Below are 12,654 nucleotides of genomic sequence, written 5' to 3'. Positions count from 1 at the left end.
TGCTTTTAATATTGGATTTATTATTCTACTCAACAAACGAAATGCGTTAAATATTGAACGAGTGACTTTCATAGAGGTAGAATTTCTTTTTATTTTAAACACCTACTTTTTATGTACTAGTTATATTTTTTCTGTAGAATTTAGTACCTGTTCCTTTTAGGATCAATTTGTTTCCGGAATCAGCTTCAGCTTGCCTGAATTGCTCTATCTGTTGTAACGATGCAATTGTATTAGATTATTTTTTTTCGCAAGCAAATCCGTCTTTATCACGATCTAACTTAGCGCTGTATGCCGGATGAGAAGATGGTACTCCATTCGGGTATTTTTTTCGTAATTCTGTACAATTTGAGAAACTTTCACTAGCATCGCTGTTATTAATGGTAGATTTACTAGTAGATTCCTGTTGTTTTTGAGCTTCCTCAAGTTTACGTTGTTCCTCTTGTTTTTGAGCTTCCTCAAGTTTGCGTTGTTCCTCTTGTTTTTGAGCTTCCTCAAGTTTACGTTGTTCCTCTTGTTTTTGAGCTTCCTCAAGTTTGCGTTGTTCCTCTTGTTTTTGAGCTTCCTCAAGTTTGCGTTGTTCCTCTTGTTTTTGAGCTTCCTCGAGTTTGCGCTGTTCCTCTTGTTTTTGAGCTTCTTCTTGTTTACGTTTTTCTTCAGCAGCCTTTTTCTCTTCTTTAGCTTTTATTTCCTGCTCTTCTTTTTCCTTTTCACTCTTCTCTTGCTCTTGTTTTTCTTTTAATACTTTTTCTTCAGTTCTTTTTTTATCAATTGCAGCTCTTTCTTCTGGATTTATTGACTTATTAGCAAATACACCTGTTAAAATAAACGAAATGAATAATATCGGTAAGAAAATTAATATAACTAGACCTCTTGTTTTTTTGTTGCCAAAACGAATTACTTTCCCTGGTTTAATTAGACCTATAATCAATGCAATTATTGCTAGCACTGATAATAGTAAAAATAAAAATGTTAATGCACTAAACAAATAAAAAACCTCCTAGATGAAATAATAACGATATTATTATATCAAACTTTAGAGATATTAGGGTTGTTTATGAAATAATAAAATATATACTTTGGAATTTTTGCTTCCATATAAAGTTATAACAATTTACCTAATCATGATTTATATATAATAGAAGAAATAAAAAATTCCTTCTTTTGTTATCACCCTGTTGGAGTCAAACTAATTACACCAATAAGGTGACGACAAAGCGTAAACGCTTATATGTCGCCATCTTGAGGGAGCTTAGGGTAAAGCACAAGTTCGAAATCATCGAGCCTTTGCCACTTTTCCTTTTTATAAACAGCCTTTTCTAAAACCGACTTTAAGAGGCTGTTTTTCTTTTTGGGATCATCTGTTTTAAAGTACAGATCAAGAACATGCTCTACTTGAGGTATTGTGTCTTTCTTGACTTTTTCTTTTTTAATTTCGGTTTTAATTTCTTTCTTTAAGTTTTCCATAGTGGAAGTAATTTCAGTTATACGGTCAGAAACTACATTTGAGCGTTCTAAAAACATATCGACTGTGTAAACGCCACGTTCTAATAAATCATGTAAATTATTTTTTTGTTTTTGGACATCCACTAATTCTTTTTCAAGCTTGCGTAATGCAGCTTCATTCATTTGAACAACTTGTGTTTCTTTTAATTTGTCATCTTGCTTATGTTTTTCAAAATCAGCTTTATAATTGATGTACCATTCTTTTAATGCCTCGAGTAAACGCTTCTCAATTAATTCGGTATAACTTGATTTGTTTTCACAGCCACGATGCTTACAATCCATTGTTTCTTTTCGGTTCTTCGGATAACGTTGGACCATACTATAACCACATTTACTACATTTAATAATACCAGCTAGAGGGTTTTTAATGCCATTCGTATTGTAAGGAACGTGATATCTTGAATTTAATTTTTCTTGTACTTGTTCAAACAAGCATTCGGGTATGATAGGCTCATGTTTTCCATCAGCAATAATCCAATCTGATTTATCTTGTCTTGCACAGCTACGTTTTACAGCATCAGGCCGTTTTACTTCTTTTCGCTTTTGCCATGTTACTTTTCCGATGTACACATTGTTCTTTAATATATCTAAGATGCTATAAGGATTCCATTCATTACCTAGCTTACTCTTGTAGCCAAGATCATTTAACTTGCTTCGGATTGCGTTAGCCCCCATATCCTCATTTGCATACCAATCAAATATCATTCTTACAACAGAAGCTTCTTCGGAATTAATCGTTAAAGTACGTTCTCGCTTATTTAAACGATGGATATCATATCCGAATGGTGCATGTGTACCAAGGTAATTCCCAGCCTCTACACTGGCGACACGACCTCGTTGCATACGTCGTGTAATAATCTTTAACTCCTTACGAGCCATAAACGCTTCAAATTCGCTGTATTCTTCGTCCCACTCATCATTAAGGTCATAAGTCTTCCTAGGTGTCATAATCTTCGTATTCGAGCGTTTAAACGTCTCTAAAATGATTCCTTGCTCTTTCATACCACCACGACCTAAACGGTCCATATCCATACAAAGAACAACATCATATTTATTATCTTCAATTTCTTCAAGTAGTGCTAACATCTCAGGGCGTTTCACTAAACTCTCACCAGAAATGATTTCCTCACGGACAGCTAACACATTTAAGTTCATTTCCTTCGCTATTTTCAGCAGGGTAGTGCGGTGCTTTGCTAACGTTTCGCCCTCGCCACGTGCTTCAGCTTCGAGATCGGCACGGGATTTTCTTAGGTAGATTGCGGTTTTCATAATTTTGCCTCCTCTTTAATATTCATTATATAAAATGAATTGATGATAAAGTAATAATTAAAAGAAAAGCCCGCATAAAGAGGGCTTTTCGGATAGTACTAAGTGTAATAAGAAAACTGTTTACATTTAATTTGTTTGTTAATACTATGGTATAAAAGGAGTGTGATTTTATGTTGTCTAAAAATCTCCAAAAAATATTTGCCAAAGAAGCGAATCATTTATTGGACGGTATGAATGAATTTCGAAAGAACCATGAGCGTATCTCCAATAGTATTGCTGAATCAAAGAAAAGAATGGATGAAAAAGCTAAGAAGCGTAGACTTATTCAAAATAAATAGCAACAGGTGATACTACTATATCATCAGCTGTAAGTATATTAAATGTACCTAATACACCGAGAGGTAACCCTAAAATTGAATTAAAGACACTATGAGGGTTGTGTGACATTACATTTGAGAAATCAGGTAGTTTGGCTTCATTATGAGAAATTTTTCTAGTAATCTTTCCAATTAAAGTTGCTTTAATTGATGGGTTATTTTGTCCATATTTAAAGGTTAACTCATCAATGCTTTCACGTAGAAAATCTTGTTTTAACGGGATAAAAATTTTGCCCATTTTCAAAAATGCGTTAGCTGGCACAGTTTGATTAATATACTCTAGCATGATTTTGATTTGTTTAATTGGCGATGATTGTGCTTCTTGAATTTTTTCAAATTGTTCATTTATTGCTTTAATTGCGGCTTTCTTTTGAGCAGGTTTAATATTATTTTCATTTTCTATTTCCTGTATACTTTTATCTTTTTGTTCTTTAAAGCCTAATTGTGAAATTTCAAGAAACTTTTCTCCTACTATCTTTTCAATAACTTCAAAATTCATTGCTGTAAAGCTTGAAGTTGTTTTGATGTATGTACCAGGTGGTAAAGTAGGAGTAGAAAAAGAATTTTCTATTACTTTAATCAAGCCCTTTTCTTCAAAATGTTTTTCAAAATCATTTAGTGCATTATCATGTAATTGTGTAGAAATGATTTCTTTCCCAGCTTCTAAATCAGCGATTGTAAAAGATTCAGAATGATTTTCACCTGGAGCTAGACGTAATGTGGCTTTTGCGGATGGTGATTTTATAACAAATGGAATGTCAAATTTTCCAGTATCCCCTTGAACTTCAAAGTATCCTCTTGCTTGTGCACCTTTACTTTCTTGATGTGTTTCTGTTCTTTGTTCTTGAAACTCGCTATTTTTCGATGTAATCAGCCCATCATTTGTCTGTGCAATAAATGAATGTAAAAAATTTTTGTCTAAATAAATTAATTCTTTCATGTGATTATATCCCCTTTGCTATTTGTTAATATAAAATCAAGATTTGATAAGCAGTAATCAATCAGTTTCATCAATCTTTTTATAAAAGTACCACTTATCTTTATCTGGATTGTATAAATAAACCTCTTTTAAAGTAACACGATGTTTAGGTTCTACTAGAATCCATTGGTTATCCTTTCTTGTGTAAAGATGGATAAGCTCTTCTTTGTTGTTTTTTTGAAGTGTGTCATAGTCTATTAGACTCATAGTATAAAAACATTTAGGGCGTTTGTTAAAACGATAAATAAAAACAGCAGACCCTGTAAATAGAACGAAAAAGAGAGGGTCTCCTATAAATGTCCCTAAATTACTTTCAATAGTTTTGCTAACGTTTTTGTCTTTTAAAAGTAAGGTGTTTATATTTAAAGCATGAAAATAACTACAAGTGAAAAATACTATACATACGGATATAAATAATGGCCGTTTTTCAATAGTATCAATAATCCATTTTGAAAATTTATATCTTTTCTTTTTGGTGGTTTCTCTGTTTTTCTCAACTTGTGTAAAGGGCCAAGCATATATATACAGGAGATAGACCAAGACGGCTAAAATAATTAATATTATAGCTATTAATTTTATAATAGAGTGAGACAAAAAAGGAACAGCAAGGATAAGTGAATATAGGGCAAATGCTGTTATTTGTAATAGAAAATAAAAAGTCAAAAAAGCAACTATAAAGTTTGCGAAATTTTTGAAAAAACGTCCTTGTTTTTGTTCGAAAATAATGTCTAAGTCATTTTTATAAATGTATCCAAATATAAATGGAAACACTATTGCTAATGGTCCAAAGGTTTTTAAGACATTTCCAATAAATTCAATTAATGAGGTCATAAATTCCTAAGATCCTTTCCAGTTTAAATTTTGATGAGTAATAATGCGTTTGCTTTAAAATAAAAATGATATTTTGATTCAATTTAATAAGTTTTTAAACGAGCAAATCCACTCGGAACTCCATGAATTTCGGCAACTTCTTGAATAGATAAATGAGTATTTTCATAAGCAAATATCATTTCATCAGTAAGTAATAATTCCACAGCAAATGTATTTGCTTCAATTTCTAAGCGATCCACTGAAAAGAAGGTTTGGTTACGTAAGAAGGGAGTATTTGCTTTAGGATGAAGTACAGCATGGCCTAATTCATGTGCACAAACAAATCGTTGAGTGAATTCGTCAATTTTATTATTAATATGAATGAATTTAAATCGTTTGTAAGTGTTGTAAAAACCAAGAGTATTCCCAAGGTCTTCAAACAACACTATAATATTTTTTCGTTTAGCAATTTCAAAGGGGTTTGTTGTTCCATGTTTTTTTACGATTTTGAGTATGTATTCTTTAATTTCCATTTCTCGCTCCGTTCAATCTTTTTTATACTTGTTTGGAGTGAATTTTTGTTTTGCTAATTGCTTTGCCATACGCATTGAGTTCTCTAGAGAAATACGAATCATTTCTTTTGTATGTTCGTCTATTGGTTCTCCGTCAAACATTAACGCTTCATCGCTGTTTTCTAGCTCTTCTAAGGTTTTTTCTAAATCACGTGCGATATCACGTTCTTCCTTAATCGATAATTTAGTTGGATTATTAGATACCATTTCTTTCGTTTGTGTCCTATCTAACAGATAATCTGTTGATACCTCAAAAAAGTCAGCGATTTTCTTTAAAGTATCATAATCTGGTTCGCGCTGACCCTGCTCATAATTAGCTAATTTTCCTCTTGAAAAGCCCAAACGATCAGCAAGTTCATATTGACTTAGTTTTTGTTTTTTTCTAAGTTCCGAAATCTTTTTTCCGAGCATAAATTCTTCCTTCTTTCTAAATAAGAATGGGCACTTTTTATTAATTATAGAAACGTTTAGTTTCTAAATCTACAAAGGAAACAAAAAGTTTCTAATAAATATTGACAGAAACGAATCGTTTCTTTATATTAGAGGTATAAGGAAACGAAATGTTTCTTTGGAGGTGACATATTGAATAAAAAAAGAAATAAAATGATTGAATTTAGAAATAATCAATCAAGATTAGTTGTAGCAAGGAATTTGAAAATTACTCCTCAAATGCTAGGGGCAATTGAACGTGGTGATAGAACGCCTTCATTAGAATTAGCTAAAAGAATAGCTGATTTTTATAAAACTACAATTGACGATCTTTTTTTTAGTTAAAAAGGAAACAAAATGTTTCTGGAGGTGAGAAAATGCCATCAACTAACATGGCAGTACCAACAGACCCGTCGCATAAACATATAAAAAGCACTTCAAGAGGTGACACCATGAGCCAACAAGAAGAATATGCGGCGACTTATGAATTTGGAAAAACGAAAGTCCATGTTGTGGCTCCTGAGCCAAAATCACAAAAGGATATTGATAAAATCCGTCAAGCATATTACAAGGCTGGTTGGGCCATCATCAAAGAAATACAAGTAAAAGAAAATGTTGAGGAATAGTTCCTCTTTTTTTATACGAAAAGTAGACAAGTTACATATGTACTAAGTTCATTGTAACCATTTGAAAACTAAATATGGAGGCGAACAGATATGGGAACAAGCATATACTGCAATTCAGCAATAGGGGAATTATTACAGAATGCCAGAGAATGTTGTGACAATGTTCAGCTGAAAACGAAGAAAGGGCTATCTAAGTACCTTGGTATTACACATGAAAGATTAACCCGTATTGAATCTGGACTTTCTAAACCAGAATTTGAACTTGCGATGGATTGGTGCCATGCAACAGGAGCGAAGTTGAATCAACAAGCGATCAAACATATTTATGGTGTTGGGTTACCGCCTACAGATCCACGCTTAACTCAAGATGTTAATTTACAACTGATGAACTACATTAAACAGGCTGAAGAGGGGATTGCGGCGGCAAAGGAAATCATGAACTTACAAGTTACAACAAGGTCATGGAAGCATGATGAAAAAAAGAAACATGAATACGCAGTTCATGCAAAAGAAATATTCGATACAATCCAAGCTACACAATGTGTAGTACAAGCTCTTGAACAAGTTCATTTTGGCATTATGGAACAAATACAAAGAAGTTGGTTGCAAAAGGCTATGGCGGAGAACGTTATTATTCAATCGGTGGATAGTTTAATGACTTTAACGAAGATGCTGTAAAGGAGGAAGAAAAATGACAGTAGATTATAAGAAACCTAGTTTAAAAGAATATAAGGAATTAATTCGTTATGATGCAAAACTAACTGGTGAAATTAAAATAGCAGAATTACTTAATGAGGATTTAAAAACAGTTGAGTTAAAGCAAGAGAAGAAATTGTTGGGGATTCGAATCAAGATTATCGAAGCGTCATTCATTTTGAAACATAAATGGGCAAATAAAAAAGCTACCGCCTAGACAACAGTAGCTCTGAAAAATATCGTAAAGCAATTATAACATTATATAAATCATTTGGACAAGCCACTGTGCTTGTCGTTATGACCAGAAAGGGATTTTTCCTCCCATACCTCTACAATGTTCCTTTCTGGTTGTAACGATGCGTACAGCATCAATTTAATTAGAAAGGAGATGTAATTCATGAACGATAAAAATAATCGTCTTCATGATCTAGTTCTTCCTGGGGATTTTTCATTTGCGAATAAACTCCGTAACTGTATGAGTGAATGTATTTATAACATGTTTAATGCAGAATCAACCGAAGTATCAAATCACTGGGAAGAAGAGCTGGAGCGATGTATAAGGGAATTTAAAATGCTTCGTGATACAAAAGAGGAACATGAGGCATCGATGAGTTATCGTGTAGTGATTAAAGATTTAAGAGCAAGAGGAGTTAACGCCTCATTAGTAACACGTAGAAAATAAAAAGATCTATCACTTGGCAGAGTGATAGACAAACGGTCTTGCAAAAGATCTTGGGATTAATTATATCAAATTAGCATTCGTATAACAACGGAGTGTGCTACATGCTTTTAGACAAATCGTTACATAGAGTGTTGCTGAACCCTAAAGTGTTTCAACAAGCAACATCAGAGCAACACCTAATTTACTTAATAAAACAATATCTCAAAATAGGATATAAGAATTATCGCTTATTACGTGTAGAGGACGGATTCGCGATATGTAAACGGGAGGATGAATAATATGGCAGTTTATAGACCAGTACATGTTTCATTTTGGCAGGATTCATTTGTTTTAGATCTTACACCGGAGGAGAAGTATTTCTACTTATATTTGATGACAAACAGTAAGACGTCTCAATCAGGAATTTATGAGCTTCCACTTCGTATCATTGAAACTGATACAGGATATAATCGTGAAACTGTTATGAAGCTATTAGAACGTTTTGCTGAGTATGGAAAAATTAATTACAACCAAAAAACAAAAGAGTTGTTCTTAATCAACTGGCTGAAATTCAATCCGATTAAAAATGTAAACATTGAAAAGTGTGTTTTAAAAGAGATTCAATCTGTGAAGGACCAGGATTTTTTAGTTGATTTCTATGAAACTTGTTTGCAATTAGAAAAAGAGCAAGATTTTAAAATCCCTCGTATTAAGGAGTATTTATCAGTCCGTTTGGAGGGGCTTATAAGGGGCTTCCAAGACCCTAGCAAGGAAGAAGAAAAAGAAGAAGAAAAAGAACAACAACAAGAAGAACGCGCAGGCGCGGAAGAAGTTGTTGAGGTTAATCCAATTTCTTTTTACGAACAAAACTTCGGACTGATTACACCTTTTATCGCAGATGGTATTTATGCTTGGATAGATGATTTAAATGCAGAGCTAGTTATTAAGGCTATGGAGATTGCTTTAGAGAAGAATACGAGAAACATGTCTTACGTAAATACGATTTTAAGAGATTGGCATCTTAAAGGCTTTAAAACAGTAACTGATGTTGAGGCAGCTGATAAAGCATTTCGTGCTCAGCGATTAACAAAATCTCAGCAACAGACACAAGCACCTTATCAACAAAAGGGCTTATCGGAAACTACTAAAAACGTAATACAACAGCAACAAGCATGGGAGCAGAACATTCCAACAGAAGAAGAACTTGCAGTACTTAACCAACGGAATGCGTGGTTGGCCCAATGAGTAACGATATGATTCGTAACGTAGAAGCTGAACAAAGTGTTTTAGGTAGCATTATCCAAGAAGGCGATTTAATTAAAGATTGTCAGCTAAAGGTAAAACAGTTCTCTTCACCAACGCATCAAGTGATTTTCAAGGCGATGAGAGAATTAGAGGATGCTGAGGTTCCGATAGATCTTGTTGCTCTCATTGGAAAATTCGATGAAAGCTTTATGCATCAAATTGGGGGAATTGAATTCTTTGTAAACCTGACAGAAGTTGTAACAACAACTAAGAACTTCTCGTATCACGAAGGTTTAGTGATTGAAGCTTGGAAGATGAGACATGCTCAGGAGGTTGCTGGTAGCTTATATAATCGCCTTCAGAAAGACAGAGATATGAGTGCTATTAGTACATCAATTGATGAATTAAGCGCCATTGAAGAAACAGGTTACTCAGATGAGTTTAATTTGAAAGACACACTAGTTGATTTGTATAAGAACATGCAAATTGATGTAGGAGATTTAACCGGTATACCAACTGGTTATGACGACTTGAACAGAATGACAGCAGGGTTACAAGAAGGTGATTTAATTATTGTTGGGGCCCGACCTTCAATGGGGAAAACAGCATTTGTATTAAACGTTGCTTTTCATGCAGCAAGTGCTCATACAGCAACAGGAATCTTCTCGCTCGAGATGGGGGAGGAGCAGCTACTTAAAAGGATGATTTCAAGTACTGGAAATATTGATGCTTCCAAATTAAAGAATCCTAAGAAGTTATGTAATTTAAAGGATTGGGAAAAAATTAGTCAAGCGATGGGATTAATTAATGATTTGCCATTAGAAATTTACGATAAAGCAAATGTAACGATGCAAGAGATTTACGCTAAGGCTAGGAAACTGAAGCGTAAGTATCCTGATAAAAAGGTCTTGATCGCAATTGATTATTTGCAGCTTATCGTAGGGGACCCAAAGCATAGAGGGAACCGCATGCAAGAAATAGGTGAGATTAGTCGTAAGTTAAAACTGATGGCAAGAGAATTAAATGTATGTGTAGTTGCATTATCACAGTTAAGTCGTGCTGTTGAGAGTAGGCAAGATAAGAGACCATTGCTATCAGATTTACGTGAAAATGGTCAAATTGAGCAAGATGCGGATTTAATAGCATTCTTATATCGTGAGGATTACTATGACCGCGAGACAGAAAATAAAAACATAACGGAAATTATTCTAGCGAAACAGAGGAACGGTCCAGTTGGTGTTGTTGAACTAGCATTCATTAAAGAATTTAGTAAGTTTGTGGGATTAGAGCGAAAGTTTGATAACCAACAGGGGGCTTAGTAATGCTGTTACGTCAGGAAGTAGAACGTAGAAAACTAGTAATTATTCGTAAACTATTAGGTCTGGGATTATCGGAAATTAACGGACAAACATTAGATCAACTAACGTTAACGCAACTTGAAGGAATCTTAGTTGCAAGCTTGCAGGTATTGGAGGGGAAAAGCAATGCCAAAGCAATTAACAATTTTTGATGTGGAACCAGTTGTATCATTTGATCCTAAGAAAGCTCATATTCACCGTTTGAATTCAAAATTACGGTATGCAGATGTGGTTGTGCAAATACCACGCCAAGCCAAAGCAATTGATGAATTAAAACCAACGACAGCGCCTGATGAACGTTATGAGTTGTTTGAAGAATACACAATTGGAATTTGGCGTTACAAACGAGCGGAGGATAAACAATTTGCATGGGAAGAAGCTGAAGAAATGTGTAAGCGAGCAAGAAATGAAAAAAAGCCGATTCCAATTCGGCTTCATCTATCACTGGAACAATCATTTGTTCCGGAAAATGTTATGCAATATTTGTAGACAAATAAAAAAAGCTGAGATCACTCTCAACTTACTTCGACAAAGTAATTATAACATATGGGAGTGATCTTGGTGGGAATTAGAAAAGAAAATCTTGTTGAAATGACAGCTGAAATAGATTTGAAAACAAACGGAATATATATTGTTAAAAATGGTCAGGTTCAGTTAATAGAACCGCCTCAAGGTGGCTATGGTGAACAATCATTTGTATATCAAAGCGGAAAAGTAATTCGTATGGAAGAACGAAAAACACAGTTACTTTAATCAAATTTGAATTTTATTAGAAAAGGAGAATGAGAGATATGCCAAATTGGTGTGAAGGTACTTTTAAAGTTAGAGGAACAAAAGAGGATATTAGAAAGTTTTTATTGGAAGCACTAACTCCTATCCCAAATGGATTTTTTGAACAAACGCCTGCTGAAAAAATTGTAGAGGAAGATGAGTATGAGATATTCATCAAGTCAGAAAACGCTTTTCATATTAAAGGAACACGTCGGAATTTTATAGAGAGTAACATTCAACATTATTTTGAAGATGATGAAGACAAATTAGAAATATGCGTACTGGAAGGTTATAAAGCGGCTTGGGGAATAGATGCAGCACCATTAGCACTCTTATCTAAAGAATATAACGTGGATATAAAAATTTATGCGTTTGAGAAAGGGATGGAATTCAACCAAGATGTTGAGATCCATAAAGGCGAGATTATTAAGAACGTAGAGATTACATTTAATAATTATATGTGGGAATGTATCAATCCTAATATGGGCGGATGAAAACCAAACAAAAGCGTTATTTTAAAATTAAAGAGCACCCAGGGGAGCGCTCTTCGATCAAGACAATATTGAAAAATACTCGGTAATATATGTAATCTTTTTAGCTTTGTGAGATTAATCAAAAGTTTTTTGACTTGTTTTTGGATGGTATTACATTTTGTTCTATTTTTTCGTAAAGATTAAGTAATTTTTTGATGAATGTAATTTTCGGTGTTAACCAATATGAAAATAGCGCTGAAATAATTCCTATTAAAGCTCCTGTTATGACATCGAAAGGATAATGAACTCCTACCCAAATACGAGAAATAGCTACGCAGAATGCAAGTACAAGCCATAACCATCTAGCCTTTTTACGAATAAGCCAGAATGAAAAACAAATTGAAAAAAATAGAATCGTATGGTCGCTAGGAAATGAATTATCTACTGCATGATCGACAAGTTTATTAACATTAGGTAATACTGCAAATGGTTGATAATTCAAATGCAAATTCCCTGCTAATTTTCCAATTATTTCAGCAGTTACGAAAGCAACCATCGCTTGAATAATCATCATTTTGTTTTTTCTACATTGAGTAAACCAATAAGCCATAATAATTAAACCTAAAAAATACACCATATATTCCGCCACAAATACCATAGTTGAGTTTAGGGATGAATATGACTTCCCTAAATCATTGATTGCTCGAAAAGCATCAATATTTAATTGAGAAAAAGACATTTTTAAGTCGCTCCTTACTGTGTGTTTATAACTTTATAAGGAAAATTATAGTAAAGAGTTTATAGTGAAAAAATTGATTTCAGTGACATTAGTATTACAAAATTGTAAGGATTAGCTCATTAAAGATTTTTAATAAAATAGTTATT

The 12,654-nt window shown here is 33.6% G+C and carries 19 protein-coding genes; 12 read left to right on the top strand and 7 right to left on the bottom strand.

Translation table 11 applies throughout. The features are described from left to right. Positions 1 to 235 precede the first annotated feature (235 nt). Both ACYFX0_RS30130 and ACYFX0_RS30125 read right to left on the bottom strand, forming a co-directional pair. Entirely contained in the window at positions 236 to 985 is a 750-nt protein-coding gene (locus ACYFX0_RS30130) for an excalibur calcium-binding domain-containing protein (protein ID WP_460272049.1), read from the bottom strand. Positions 986 to 1,224: 239 nt separating this feature from the next. Continuing rightward, on the bottom strand, positions 1,225 to 2,772 hold the full coding sequence (locus tag ACYFX0_RS30125) for a recombinase family protein (RefSeq protein ID WP_460272048.1): 1,548 nt from the start codon (positions 2,770 to 2,772) through the stop codon (positions 1,225 to 1,227). A gap of 173 nt (positions 2,773 to 2,945) precedes the next feature. Between ACYFX0_RS30125 and ACYFX0_RS30120 the strand changes: the two genes are divergently transcribed. Then, positions 2,946 to 3,110 (top strand): hypothetical protein, encoded by a 165-nt coding sequence (locus tag ACYFX0_RS30120; RefSeq protein ID WP_170956783.1) that lies wholly within the window; start codon positions 2,946 to 2,948, stop codon positions 3,108 to 3,110. On the opposite strand, the gene ACYFX0_RS30115 is transcribed toward ACYFX0_RS30120, so the two are convergent. The 4 genes from ACYFX0_RS30115 to ACYFX0_RS30100 all read right to left on the bottom strand — a co-directional run bounded on the left by ACYFX0_RS30115 (position 3,094) and on the right by ACYFX0_RS30100 (position 5,921). Further along, positions 3,094 to 4,089 carry a DUF6414 family protein gene (locus ACYFX0_RS30115; protein ID WP_000661246.1) on the bottom strand — a complete coding sequence of 332 codons (996 nt, stop codon included), beginning with the start codon at positions 4,087 to 4,089 and terminating at the stop codon, positions 3,094 to 3,096. The two genes, ACYFX0_RS30120 and ACYFX0_RS30115, sit on opposite strands and share 17 nt — an antisense overlap. Before the next feature lie 57 nt (positions 4,090 to 4,146). Next, on the bottom strand, positions 4,147 to 4,959 hold the full coding sequence (locus ACYFX0_RS30110) for a hypothetical protein (RefSeq protein ID WP_000202384.1): 813 nt from the start codon (positions 4,957 to 4,959) through the stop codon (positions 4,147 to 4,149). A gap of 83 nt (positions 4,960 to 5,042) precedes the next feature. Further along, positions 5,043 to 5,471, bottom strand: a complete 429-nt coding sequence (locus tag ACYFX0_RS30105) for an ImmA/IrrE family metallo-endopeptidase (protein WP_000403118.1) — start codon at positions 5,469 to 5,471, stop codon at positions 5,043 to 5,045. A 12-nt stretch (positions 5,472 to 5,483) separates the two neighbouring features. Next, positions 5,484 to 5,921, bottom strand: a complete 438-nt coding sequence (locus ACYFX0_RS30100; RefSeq protein WP_000900759.1) for a helix-turn-helix domain-containing protein — start codon at positions 5,919 to 5,921, stop codon at positions 5,484 to 5,486. A gap of 171 nt (positions 5,922 to 6,092) precedes the next feature. Here ACYFX0_RS30100 and ACYFX0_RS30095 point away from each other — a divergent pair, with 171 nt between their 5' ends. The 11 genes from ACYFX0_RS30095 (at position 6,093) to ACYFX0_RS30045 (ending at position 11,790) form a co-directional block, all read left to right on the top strand. Further along, positions 6,093 to 6,284 (top strand): helix-turn-helix transcriptional regulator, encoded by a 192-nt coding sequence (locus tag ACYFX0_RS30095; protein WP_001036233.1) that lies wholly within the window; start codon positions 6,093 to 6,095, stop codon positions 6,282 to 6,284. A gap of 32 nt (positions 6,285 to 6,316) precedes the next feature. Further along, the gene (locus ACYFX0_RS30090; protein WP_001141264.1) at positions 6,317 to 6,565 is read left to right on the top strand and encodes a hypothetical protein; all 249 of its coding nucleotides are present in this window, start codon (positions 6,317 to 6,319) and stop codon (positions 6,563 to 6,565) included. A gap of 90 nt (positions 6,566 to 6,655) precedes the next feature. Continuing rightward, positions 6,656 to 7,243: a hypothetical protein gene (locus tag ACYFX0_RS30085; protein WP_000537278.1), complete on the top strand. Its 588-nt coding sequence runs from the start codon at positions 6,656 to 6,658 to the stop codon at positions 7,241 to 7,243. A gap of 13 nt (positions 7,244 to 7,256) precedes the next feature. Further along, entirely contained in the window at positions 7,257 to 7,478 is a 222-nt protein-coding gene (locus tag ACYFX0_RS30080; protein ID WP_088020397.1) for an RNA polymerase subunit sigma, read from the top strand. A 180-nt stretch (positions 7,479 to 7,658) separates the two neighbouring features. Then, the gene (locus ACYFX0_RS30075; protein WP_098279940.1) at positions 7,659 to 7,943 is read left to right on the top strand and encodes a hypothetical protein; all 285 of its coding nucleotides are present in this window, start codon (positions 7,659 to 7,661) and stop codon (positions 7,941 to 7,943) included. Between the two features lie 279 nt (positions 7,944 to 8,222). Then, positions 8,223 to 9,167: a DnaD domain-containing protein gene (locus ACYFX0_RS30070; RefSeq protein ID WP_460272047.1), complete on the top strand. Its 945-nt coding sequence runs from the start codon at positions 8,223 to 8,225 to the stop codon at positions 9,165 to 9,167. Continuing rightward, entirely contained in the window at positions 9,164 to 10,486 is a 1,323-nt protein-coding gene (gene dnaB / locus ACYFX0_RS30065; protein WP_460272046.1) for a replicative DNA helicase, read from the top strand. Before ACYFX0_RS30070 ends, dnaB begins: the two co-directional genes overlap by 4 nt. A gap of 2 nt (positions 10,487 to 10,488) precedes the next feature. Then, positions 10,489 to 10,677: a hypothetical protein gene (locus ACYFX0_RS30060; protein WP_088020385.1), complete on the top strand. Its 189-nt coding sequence runs from the start codon at positions 10,489 to 10,491 to the stop codon at positions 10,675 to 10,677. After that, a complete protein-coding gene (locus tag ACYFX0_RS30055) occupies positions 10,652 to 11,014 on the top strand; it encodes a cell division protein SepF (RefSeq protein WP_460272045.1) in 363 nt (120 codons plus the stop codon). The genes ACYFX0_RS30060 and ACYFX0_RS30055 overlap by 26 nt, the downstream gene beginning before the upstream one ends. A 72-nt stretch (positions 11,015 to 11,086) precedes the next feature. Further along, positions 11,087 to 11,278: a DUF3954 domain-containing protein gene (locus ACYFX0_RS30050; RefSeq protein WP_088020382.1), complete on the top strand. Its 192-nt coding sequence runs from the start codon at positions 11,087 to 11,089 to the stop codon at positions 11,276 to 11,278. A gap of 29 nt (positions 11,279 to 11,307) precedes the next feature. Then, positions 11,308 to 11,790, top strand: coding sequence for a hypothetical protein (locus ACYFX0_RS30045; RefSeq protein ID WP_235435090.1), 483 nt, complete (start codon positions 11,308 to 11,310; stop codon positions 11,788 to 11,790). Positions 11,791 to 11,908: 118 nt separating this feature from the next. Here the strand turns inward: ACYFX0_RS30045 and ACYFX0_RS30040 are convergent, their stop codons facing one another. Beyond that, positions 11,909 to 12,508, bottom strand: coding sequence for an undecaprenyl-diphosphatase (locus tag ACYFX0_RS30040; protein WP_088020378.1), 600 nt, complete (start codon positions 12,506 to 12,508; stop codon positions 11,909 to 11,911). Positions 12,509 to 12,654: the final 146 nt, after the last annotated feature.

It is taken from the genome of Bacillus sp. NEAU-Y102, from assembly GCF_054788175.1.
Note: the sequence above shows the minus strand (reverse complement) of the source record. Positions and strands in the feature narration are given on the sequence as shown.